This window comes from Aquabacterium sp. (genome assembly GCF_004297345.1).
Classification (GTDB): domain Bacteria; phylum Pseudomonadota; class Gammaproteobacteria; order Burkholderiales; family Burkholderiaceae_C; genus Aquabacterium.
Genome location: NZ_SCTN01000451.1, coordinates 1 through 11,415 on the forward strand (window position 1 = coordinate 1; position 11,415 = coordinate 11,415).

Here is an 11,415-nt window from a genome sequence, read left to right on the forward strand (position 1 = left end):
GGCGACATGCTTGAAGCCATCCGCCATCAACTGACGCAGCGCTACCAGGAGCCCCACCGGGCGTATCACGGCATGGCCCACATCGAGGCCTTGCTGCAAGGGCAGCTGGCGCATCGTGATCTCATCCAGGATCACCAGGCTGTGATGCTGGCGATCTGGTTTCACGATGCCATCTACGACACCCATCAGCACGACAACGAGGAGCGCAGTGCTTTGCTGGCTGGCGACATGCTCGTGCAAGCAGGGGCCTCGTCCACATTGATCGACTCGGTGCAGCGCAAGGTGCGCGCCACGCATCGCCATGAGTGGACCGATGACGACACGGATACGGCCGTCTTTCTCGATCTGGATCTGGGCATCCTGGCGGCATCGCCCGATGCGTATGACCGTTACGCCGATCAGGTGGCGCAGGAGTACAACTGGGTGCCCGAGTTGGCCTACAAGCCAGGGCGGGCCAAGGTGCTGCAAGCCTTTCTGGATCGGCCTCAGATCTATTTCACGCCGGCCTTGCGTGCCTTGTGGGAAGACCGGGCCCGCGCCAACCTGCAACGTGAAATCGTCGCGCTGACGGCTTGACCATCAGCGCGGCGTTCGTCGCTTCTTGGATCAGGCTTGCTTTGCTGCTGCCTGGCCTGCAGTCGATTCCTTCAAACCAAACTGGCGCATCAGCTTGGCGCGCTTGGCGGGCAGGAAGTTGATGCGGTCTACATCGCCGCCCACGGCATTGATCACGCGCTTGTCCATGATGGCGAACCACAGCGGGGGCACATAGGCTGCCAGGAACATGCCGAAGTAGCCGGAGGGCAGGGTGGGCAGTTCAGGGAAGTTGCGCAGGGACTGGTAGCTGCGGGTCGGGTTGGCGTGGTGGTCCGAGTGGCGCTGCAGGTGGAACACGACCAGGTTGGACGCGATGTGGTTGCTGTTCCATGAGTGGTGCGGCTGGCAGTGTTCGTAGCGACCATCGGCCTTCTTCTGGCGCAGCAGGCCGTAGTGCTCGATGTAGTTGGCCGAGGTCAACTGGAAGGCGCCCCAGAAAGCGACGACCGCCAGGATGGGGATCATCTTCGGGCCGAAAGCCAGTGTCAGGCCGCCGTACAGCAGGGCAGTCATCAGGCCGGCTTGCAGGATCTCGTTGTCCAGGCTCCAGACGGATTTGCCGGCACGGTCCAGGCGTTCGGTTTCCAGATCCCAGGCACGGAAGTAGGCGCCGGGCAGTTCACGGAACATGAAGCGGTAGATCGTCTCGCCCATCTTCGAGGAAGCTGGATCTTCCGGCGTCGCCACATGGCGATGGTGGCCACGGTTGTGCTCGATCGAGAAGTGGCCGTAGCCGCCCAGCGCCGAGTTGAACAAGCCCATCTTGCGGCCGATCCAGTCCTTCTTGTGGCCCAGCTCGTGGCTGAGGTTCAGGCCGAAGCCCAGCATGGAGCCCGTCACGACGGTGGTGGCCAGCCAGTCATACCAGGGCAGCTCATGCGTGGCCAGGAACACCACGTTGAACAGCAAGCCGCCCCACAACACGGGCACCACGGCGTAGTTGATCCAGCGGTAGTAGCTGTCGGCCTCCAGGCGGGGCACGGCGGCCTCGGGTGGGTTGCTCAGGTCTTCGCCCAGGATGGCGTCCAGCAGGGGGATGCCCAGGTACAGCGCGATCATGCTGGCGAAGAACCACAGGCTGTGGGTGTAGCCGTTCAGATAGGCCACAGGGCCCACGACGACGGCAGCGGGTGCGATCACCGACAGCAGCCACATCGCTTTCTTGCGATCGCGGTAGCTGGCCGGGTCCTGGGTGTGCAGCGGCAATACAGTGCTCATTGATGTGTCTCCTCAAGTTCCTTGAACCATGGTGAGACTGTGCGTTTTTCGGGCTCGACACGACACCGCAAGCGCTGGCAGAATATCGTCATTTAGTGACAAGGCGACCGACAGGAAAACGTCGACATGCACGCTCCCGTGGACTGGCTCAAGCCATCCTTGCACCCTGTTTATGCCCGGCTGATCTGCGCGGAGTTGCGGCGTCGCGGCTTCAGCGAGGAAGAGATCGTCCAGGGCACACGGCTGAACTGGGCGGAGCTGCACGGCAGCAACCTGTTCCTGAGCTTCGAACAGATCCGCCGCTTGATCCTGCGGGCGCTGGAGCTGACGCAATGCCCCTGGTTGGGCCTGCAAGTCGGGCAGATCACGCAACTGTCGACCCATGGCGCCTTGGGCTACGCCGGCATGGCCGCCAGCAATGTGGGTGAGGTGATGATGCTGTTGCAGCGCTTCACCGATGTCCGCCTGCGCCTGGCACGGTTTGATATCGACACGCGCGGCGGCTTTGCACTTGTGCTTACCGAGGTGTTGACATCACCCGATGTGCGCGAGTACCTGATGGGCAACTACGTGGCTGGTTTTTTGCGCCTGCTGGAAACCATCACCGGGCAGGACTTGCTGGATCGGGTGACGGTGCACTGGCCCTTCGACGAGCCGCCCTGGAGCCAGAAGTACCGGGACTTCTGCCCCCGCAGTGATTTTGGCGCCGAGCAATTGCGCATCGACATGCCGCCCGAGTTGCTGCATTGCCCCAGCCTGGCACCTGATCCGGAAACCTACCGCACGGCGCTGCGCGATTGCGAGCGCCAGCTCCAGCAAATCCAGTTGGGCACGGTGACGGTTCGCGTGCAGCGCCGCCTGCTGGGTTGTGATGGCAGCTATCCCTCGCTGGAGCAAATGGCCGAGATGGAGCATGTGTCCGTGCGCACCCTTATTCGCCACCTGCGCGAAGAGGGCATGACCTACCAGCGACTGCTGGATGGCGTGCGGGAAGAGCTCGCGTGCTGGCTGCTGGTGCATACCAGCCTGAGCGTGGAGGCCATCGCCGAAAAGCTGGGTTATCAGGACACCTCCAACTTCAGCCGCACGTTTCGGCGTTGGCTGGGTGTCACGCCCAGGGATTTTCGGCAATCCAGGGTAGACCACAGCCTGGCCACAACGCCGCCGGGCTGAATCCGGGGGCTGGCCTTCTTACAATGCGCGGATGCCTTTCGTACACCTGCGCTCTCACACCGAATTCTCAGTCGTTGACGGTACCGTCCGCATCGACGACCTGGTCAAGGCCGCCGCCAAGGACAACCAGCCCGCCGTGGCGGTCACCGACCTGAGTAACCTGTTTGGCGCGCTCAAGCTGTACAAGGCCGCGCAGAAGAAGGGCGTTCAGCCCATCATCGGCGCTGATGTGTGGGTGGAGCCGGAAGAAGCCGGCAAGGCGCCCACGCGCTTGCTGCTGCTGATCCAGAACCGCAAGGGTTACCTGCGCTTGAGCGAGTTGCTGGGCGAAGCCTGGACGGCGCCAGGCCAGCGCAGCCATGCCTGGGTGCACTGGGCGTCCCTGTCATCCAACAACGAAGGGCTGATCTGCCTGTCTGGCGCCGAAATGGGCATGGTGGGGCAGGCTTTGCTGATGGGCGATGCGGCCAAGGCCGAAGCCCAGGCGCGCAAGCTGGCCGACACCTTCCCCAACCGCTTCTACATTGAATTGCAGCGGGGTGGTCACAGCACGAACGAGCCGTATATCCGCGATGCCGTGCCCCTGGCCGCACGTTTGAAGCTGCCTGTGGTGGCCACGCATCCCATCCAGTTCCAGGAGCCGGACGATTTCCAGGCCCACGAGGCGCGCACCTGCATCGCCGAGGGCGAGACGCTGGGCAACCCCAAGCGCATCAAACGCTTCACGCGGGACCAGCACTTCAAGACCACCGCCGAGATGAAAGCCTTGTTTGCCGACATCCCCTCGGCGATTGCGAACACGGTGGCCATCGCGCGTCGGTGCTCGCTCACGCTGGTGCTGGGCAAGCCGCAACTGCCCAACTTCCCCACGCCCATCATGCCCAATGGCGAGCCGCAGCCCATGGAAGACTTCTTCCGTGAGTTGTCGCATGAAGGCCTGAACGAACGCCTCATTCACCTCTTTCCGGATGAGACGGAACGTGAGAGGCAGCGCCCTGACTATGTCGAGCGTCTGGACTTCGAGATCAACACGATCTTGAACATGGGCTTCCCCGGCTACTTCCTGATCGTGCAGGACTTCATCAACTGGGCCAAGAACAACGGCTGCCCGGTGGGGCCGGGCCGGGGCTCCGGAGCCGGTTCGCTCGTGGCCTATGCGCTCAAGATCACCGACCTGGATCCGCTCAAGTACAACCTGCTGTTCGAGCGCTTCCTGAACCCTGAGCGGGTCTCGATGCCTGACTTCGACATCGACTTTTGCCAGGGCAACCGCGACCGCGTCATTGACTATGTGAAGGATCGCTATGGCCGCGAGGCCGTGTCCCAGATCGCCACCTTCGGCACCATGGCCGCCAAGGCCGCCTTGCGTGACGTGGGCCGTGTGCTGGGCATGGGCTACGGCCATGTGGACAGCATCGCCAAGCTCATCCCCGCGCCACCCGGCAAGACGGTGACCCTGGCCAGGGTGCCCGCCGAGCCCGATCCCGGCATCATCTACGCCCGCAAGGAAGCGCCCGAGCTGGAAGAGCGCGAGAAGGCCGAAGAAGAAGTGGCCTCGCTGCTGGAGTTGGCCATGCGCGTGGAAGGCATGGTGCGCAATATCGGCATGCACGCCGGGGGCGTGCTGATTGCACCGGGCAAGATCACCGACTTCTGCCCACAGTACATGCAGCCAGGCAGCGAGTCTGCTGTGAGCCAGTACGACAAGGACGACGTGGAAGCCATCGGCCTGGTGAAGTTCGACTTCCTGGGCCTGGCCACGCTGACCATTCTGGAGCTGGCCAAGGACTACATCATTGCCCGCCACCCGGATCAGAAGGACTTCGACTTCGCCAAGATCCCGCTGGACGATGCGGCCTCCTACCGGCTGCTGTCAGAAGGCAAGACCGTGGCTGTGTTCCAGCTTGAATCCCGCGGGATGCAAGGCATGCTGCGCGACGCCAAGCCCAGCGTCTTCGAGGACATCATTGCACTGGTGGCGCTGTACCGACCAGGCCCGATGGACCTGATCCCTTCCTTCTGTGCGCGTAAGCATGGCCGCGAAGCGGTGGAATATCCACACCCGCTGATGGCATCGGTGCTCGAAGAGACCTACGGCATCATGGTCTACCAGGAGCAGGTGATGCAGGTGGCCCAGAAGGTCGGGGGCTACTCGCTGGGCGGCGCCGACATGCTGCGCCGCGCGATGGGTAAAAAGAAGGTCGAGGAGATGGCCGAGCACCGCTCGATCTTCGCGGCCGGTGCAGCCAAGAATGACATCAGCCAGAAGCTGGCCGATGAGATCTTCGACTTGATGGAGAAGTTCGCCGGCTACGGCTTCAACAAGTCGCACGCCGCCGCGTATGCCTTGCTGGCCTATCACACGGCCTGGTTGAAGGCGCACTACACCGCCGAATTCTTCTCAGGGAATATGAGCGTGTCGAGTGACGACACGGACAAGCTCAAGATCTTCCATGACGATGCCACGCAGAACTTCGGCATCACCTTCACACCGCCTGATGTGAACCAGGGCGAGTGGCGTTTCGTGCCCACGGGCGACAAGACCATCTGCTACGCGCTGGGTGCCGTCAAGGGCACGGGGCAGGGCGCCATCGAGGCTTTGGTGCGCGAGCGCAAAGAGAACGGCCCTTTCAAGAGCTTCTTTGATTTCTGCGCGCGTGTTGACCGCAAGCAAGTCAACAAGCGTGTGGTTGAAGCCTTGATCAAGGCCGGTGCCTTCGACGCACTCGAACCGCATCGTGCTGGCTTGCTGGCCAGCGTGGGCCTGGCTTTCGAATACGCTGACACCCTGGTGGCCAATGCCGATCAAGGTGGCCTGTTCGACTTTGGCGACAGCCATGCGGCTTCGACTAATGAGCCCGATCTGGTGCCCACCGAGATGTGGACGCTCAAAGAGCGCCTCTCGCTGGAGAAGACGGCCATTGGCTTCTACCTCTCCGGTCACCTGTTTGATGAAGCCGAATCGGAAGTACGCCGCTTTGCCCGCCAACGTATCGGTGACCTGAAAGACAGCCGCGATCCGCAAGTGGTGTCCGGCATCGTCAGCGAGTTGCGCGTCATCAACGGCACACGTGGCCGCGTGGCCATCTTCAAACTGGACGACAAAAGTGACGTGATCGAAGCCGTGGCCAACCAGGACACGCTGGACGCCAACAAGGACCTGCTCAAGGATGATGAACTTGTCATCATCACCGGCAAGGTTCAGACCGACCGCTTCTCGGGTGGCTTGCGCCTGAACGTGCAGCAGGTGATGAGCCTGCCTGCGGCGCGCTGCCGCTATGCGCGCTTTGTGCGCGTGCAGGCCAAGGACCAGAAGTTCCCGATTGCCGATGTGTTGCGTGAGTTCCCGGCGCGCCGCATCGAGGCGCCTCAGCCTGACTTGCCCGATACCGTGCAAGGCCTGCCTGTGAAGGTGGTCATCGAGCGCCGCACACCGGAGATATCCGCGCGCGCCGAAGTGGACTTGGGGGACAGCGCCCGCGTCTTCCCGAGCGACCAGGCCATGCAGCGCTTCAAGGAGTTGATGCCTGAGGCTCAAGCCACGGTGGTGTACGGCGAGGGTTGACGCAAGGGTGCTTGCAAATGGGGTAATACTGTACGAAAATACAGTATGTCGGTTGTGCAGCCCTTACCAGATTCGCGCAAGTTGAGCGCCCCTCGCAAGGGGCGCGGCACGACGACGCAGATTGCGCACCGCTTCGAAGGCGCGCAGCGCCAGGTGGACGAACACCTTGAGCCGTCCTCTTTGGATGACGCCATGCTTTGGGGTGAGGATGGTGAATCTGCACCCATCCAGACGCAGGTCTCGCCCGAGCAGGCGCGTAGCATCCTGTCTCGCAATGACTCTCCTGATATTCCCTTTACCTGGTCGATCAACCCTTATCGCGGTTGCGAGCATGGCTGTATCTACTGCTATGCCAGGCCTACACATAGCTACCTGAACTTGTCCCCTGGGCTGGACTTTGAAACCAGGCTGGTGGCCAAGGTCAATGCGGCTGATCTGTTGCGGCGCGAGCTGGCGCGTCAGGCGCATGAACCATCACCCATCAACATCGGGTCGGCCACGGATCCCTATCAACCGGTAGAGCGCGAGTGGCGCATCACGCGTGGCGTGCTGGAAGTGCTGTGTGCCTGCCAGTATCCCTTCACCATCGTGACCAAGTCCAGCGGTGTCGAACGTGATCTCGATTTGTTGGCCGTGGCGGGTGCGCGCAAGCAGGCCTACGTGATGATCAGCATCACGACGCTGGACAGTGATTTGTCCAGGCGACTGGAGCCACGTGCAGCCGCGCCTCTGCGGCGATTGCAGACCGTGCGGAGGCTGGCGCAAGCTGGCGTGCCCGTTGGCGTGAACGTGGCGCCCATCATCCCGTTTCTCAACGAACCCGAGATCGAGCAGATCATCGAGGCAGCCGCTCAAGCGGGCGCCATGAACATCCACTACACGGTGGTGCGATTGCCCTGGGAGGTCAAGCCTTTGTTCGAAGAGTGGCTGATGCACCATGTGCCAGACAAGGCAGCACGCATCATGGCGCGCGTGCGCGAGCTGCGCGGGGGCAAAGACTACGATGCGGACTTCAACCTGCGGATGAAGGGCGAAGGCGTGTGGGCCAAATTGATTGCGCAACGCGTGCGTAAGGCAGCCGCACGCCACGGCATGGGGCGTCTGGCGCTGGAGTTGGACAGCAGCTGCTTTGATCGCACCGTCTTGCATCAGCAAGACGAGGTACAGCTGGGCTTGTTCTGAGCGGTGTGCTCGTTACTGGATGATGGGCATGTCCTGCTCAATCGGCTTGTCGCCATCGAACAGGTGTTCCACTTCGCGATCGCCCAGGCGGCTGTCGCCGTCATGCTCATCGTCTTGCTCGTCGGTGGGTGAGGTCACCACGGGCAAGGGGTCGAGGGATCGCCAGGCTGGGGTGCTGATCAAGGCGCTGGTGACCAGGCCCGAGATCCGTGCCGTCCACCAGATGGTGCCGATGGACAGGCCCAACCCTGTCGAATAGCTGGCTACCTTGGTCAGCTGGATGCGTTGCCCCAGCTCCTCGTCATGCGTGCCACTCTTGGGCTCCATGGTGCTTTGAGCAGGCAGTGCATGGGTGACGCTGCTCAGGCGGGGAAGGATGAGGTTGATGTCTTGTACACGCTCCAGCGTGGGCTTGATGAGCTCCAGCAGCTGCGTGACTGTCGTGTGATCGCTGGTGCTGGTCCACACTGTGTTGCTGAAGTAGGTGTTGTTCGTTCCTGCAAACAAAATCTGGCGTGCGGCGCCATTGATGCCGGCAGGATGCGCACCGAGCCAGGCGCTGGTTTGTACGCGTTCGTGCAGGGCGTCAGGCACTGTCTCTGGTTCATGCGGCTTTGTTTCAGGCGTAGGCTTGGCGGCCGTGACCTGGGTGTCGCTGGCGCTGGGCTTGCTCGCAGGGGCGTTCGGCTCTGCCGTGGGAGGTGTGACGCTTTTGGGGTCCTGTTTGGCGTTGTCGGTGTTGGTGGTATCTGTGCTTGGCGGGGCGTTGATGATGGGCACAACGGTCACAACGGGCGCGACACCGTTTGCCTGAATGTTCATCATCCGTGTGCTGCTGCTGGCCAGTTGGCCGTTGAAGGCTTCATACGAGAAGCTGTCTGTGCCGCTGTACCCCGAGTCAGCGGTGTAGGTGAGCTGGCCGTTGCCCGCCATGCTCAGGCTGCCGTGTTGTGGGCCTTGAACGATGCGCACAGTCAAGGTGCCGCCGTCTGGGTCGCTGGCGCCATTGAGCAAGGTGCTGCTGGCCCAGTTCACCGAGGGGACGGCAGTGGCGTTCAGCGTGGCAGCACTCATGATGGGGTTGTCGGCCACAGGTGTCACTGTGATGGACACGGTTGACGTAGCCGTGCCGCCCTGGCCGTCTGATACGGTGACGGTGAAGCTGTCGCTGCCGTTGAAGTTGGCTGTGGGCACGTAGCTGAAACTGCCGTCAGCCTGCACGGTCACACTGCCGTGCGCAGGGTTGCTGCCCTTGGCATAGCTCAGCGTGTCGCCTTCGACATCGGTGCCCGTGACTTGCCCGGTGATGGTGGTGTCTTCTGCACCGGAGGTCGTCACATCGGTGGTGACCGGCGCATCGTTGACCGGTGTGACGGTGATGGAGATGGTCGATGTGGCGGTGCCGCCCTGGCCATCTGATACGGTGACGGTGAAGCTGTCCGCGCCGTTGAAGTTGGCCGTGGGCGTGTAGCTGAAGCTGCCATTGCCGTTGACCGTGACGCTGCCATGCGTGGGGTCGCTACCTTTGGTGTAGCTCAAGGTGTTGCCTTCCACATCGTTGCCAACAACTTGGCCGGTGATGGTGCTGTCTTCGGCGCCGGAGGTGATCACATCATTGGTCGTGGGTGCATCGTTGACTGCCGTGACGGTGATGGCAACCGTGGAGGTCGCCGTGCCACCTTGCCCATCTGAAACGATGACCGTGAAGCTGTCACTGCCGTTGAAGTTGGCCGTGGGCGTGTAGCTGAAGCTGCCATCGGCCTGCACGGTGACGCTGCCATGCGCAGGGTTGCTGCCCTTGACATAGCTCAGCGTGTCGCCTTCCACATCGGTGCCCGTGACTTGCCCCGTGATGACGGTGTCTTCCGGGCCGGATGCCGCCAGATCATTGGTGACAGGTGCATCGTTGACGGGCGTGACGGTGATGGAAACGGTTGAAGTGGCCGTACCGCCGTGTCCGTCAGATACCGAGACCGTGAAGCTGTCGCTGCCATTGAAATTGGCCGTGGGCGCGTAGCTGAAGCTGCCATCACTGTTGACGGTGACGCTGCCATGCGTAGGGTCGCTGCCCTTGGCGTAGCTCAGGGCATTGTTATCGGCGTCAGTGCCCGTGACCTGGCCTGTGATTGCTGTGTCTTCGGCGCCGCTGACAGCGATGTTGTAGGTCACGGGCGCATCGTTGATGGGCGTGACGGTGATGGCTACGGTCGAGGTGGCCGTACCGCCCTGGCCGTCCGAGACCGTGACCGTGAAGCTGTCACTGCCGTTGAAGTTGGCCGTGGGCGTGTAGCTGAAGCTGCCATCGCTGTTGACCGTGACGCTGCCGTGGGCTGGGTTGCTGCCTTTGGCGTAGCTCAGCGTGTCGCCGTCCACATCGCTGCCGCTGACCTGCCCTGTGATGACCGTGTCCTCGGCGCCGCTGGCGGTCACGCCGCCGGTGGTGGGCGCATCGTTGACCGGTGTGACGGCGATGGACACGGTCGAGGTGGCTGCGCCGCCCTGGCCATCCGACACGGTGACGGTGAAGCTGTCGCTGCCGTTGAAGTTGGCGATGGGCGTGTAGCTGAAGCTGCCATCAGCGTTGACCGTGACGCTGCCGTGAGTGGGGTCGCTGCCTTTGGTAAAGCTCAGCGTGTTGCCGTCTACATCGCTGCCCATGACTTGCCCGGTGACGATGTTGTCTTCGGCGCCGGAGGCGTTCACATCCTGGGTGGTCGGGGCATCGTTGACTGGGGTGATGCCCACGCTCACGGTCGATATCGTGGTGCCGCCTTGCCCGTCAGACACCAGCACGGTGAAGCTGTCCGTGCCGTTGTAGTTGGCTGTGGGCGTGTAGCTGAAGCTGCCATCGCTGGCCACTGTCACCTGGCCATGTGTCGGGTCGCTGCTGACCTGGTAGCTCAGCGTGTCGCCTTCCACATCGCTGGCCGTGATGGCGCCTGTGATCACCGTGTCTTCCGCACCGCTGACGCTGGGGCTATTGCTCACCGGCGCATCGTTGACGGGCGTGATGGTGATGGACACCGTGGACAGCACACTGCCGCCGTTGCCGTCCGAAACAGTGACCGTGAAACTGTCGCTGCCATTGAAGTTGGCCGTGGGGGTATAGCTGAAGCTGCCGTCGCTGTTGACACTGACGCTGCCGTGGTTAGGGTCGCTTGTCTTGGTGTAGCTCAGCGTATCGCCGTCCACGTCATTGGCCGTGATGGCGCCCGTGACGACCGTGTCTTCCGCACCGACAACGCCGGGGTTGTTGGCCGTCGGCGCATCATTGACCGCCGCGATGGTGACGTTCACGGTGGCCGTGGCGGTGCCGCCTTGCCCGTCAGAAACGGTCACAGTGAAACTGTCCGTGCCGTTGTAGTTGGCGTTGGGCGTATAGACAAAGTTGCCATTGGCCGCCACGCTGACGCTGCCATGCGTTGGATCCGTGGCCTTGGTGTAGCTCAAGGGGTTGCCGTCCACATCCGCGCCCGTGACCTGCCCCGATATGGCCGTGTCTTCGTTGCCGCTGACGCTCACGTCGTTGGCCGTTGGCGCGTCATTGACAGCGGCAATGGTGACATTGATGGTCGAGGTGGTCGTGCCGCCTTGCCCATCGGAGACGGTGACGGTGAAGCTGTCTGTCCCGTTGTAGTTGGCGGTAGGCGTGTAGCTGAAGCTGCCATCGTTGTTGACGG

6 protein-coding genes are annotated in these 11,415 nt (G+C 62.4%); 4 read left to right on the plus strand and 2 right to left on the minus strand.

Annotation, left to right across the window (positions count from 1 at the left end; all coding sequences use genetic code 11):
* Window positions 1-576 (plus strand): N-methyl-D-aspartate receptor NMDAR2C subunit (locus tag EPO09_RS17460; protein ID WP_290644959.1); only part of this gene is annotated, 576 nt, incomplete at its 5' end.
* Between the two features lie 30 nt (window positions 577-606).
* Here EPO09_RS17460 and EPO09_RS17465 read toward each other — a convergent pair.
* Entirely contained in the window at window positions 607-1,815 is a 1,209-nt protein-coding gene (locus tag EPO09_RS17465; protein ID WP_290644961.1) for an alkane 1-monooxygenase, read from the minus strand.
* Between the two features lie 126 nt (window positions 1,816-1,941).
* Here EPO09_RS17465 and EPO09_RS17470 point away from each other — a divergent pair, with 126 nt between their 5' ends.
* From EPO09_RS17470 to EPO09_RS17480, 3 genes are all read left to right on the plus strand, one after another.
* Complete coding sequence (locus tag EPO09_RS17470; RefSeq protein WP_290644963.1) at window positions 1,942-2,988, plus strand: AraC family transcriptional regulator; 1,047 nt, start codon at window positions 1,942-1,944, stop codon at window positions 2,986-2,988.
* Between the two features lie 31 nt (window positions 2,989-3,019).
* Window positions 3,020-6,553, plus strand: coding sequence for a DNA polymerase III subunit alpha (dnaE, locus tag EPO09_RS17475; protein WP_290644965.1), 3,534 nt, complete (start codon window positions 3,020-3,022; stop codon window positions 6,551-6,553).
* A gap of 81 nt (window positions 6,554-6,634) precedes the next feature.
* Window positions 6,635-7,735 carry a PA0069 family radical SAM protein gene (locus EPO09_RS17480; RefSeq protein ID WP_367200084.1) on the plus strand — a complete coding sequence of 367 codons (1,101 nt, stop codon included), beginning with the start codon at window positions 6,635-6,637 and terminating at the stop codon, window positions 7,733-7,735.
* Window positions 7,736-7,747: 12 nt separating this feature from the next.
* On the opposite strand, the gene EPO09_RS17485 is transcribed toward EPO09_RS17480, so the two are convergent.
* Window positions 7,748-11,415: tandem-95 repeat protein (locus EPO09_RS17485; RefSeq protein WP_290644969.1), on the minus strand; the 3,668-nt coding region annotated here is incomplete at its 5' end.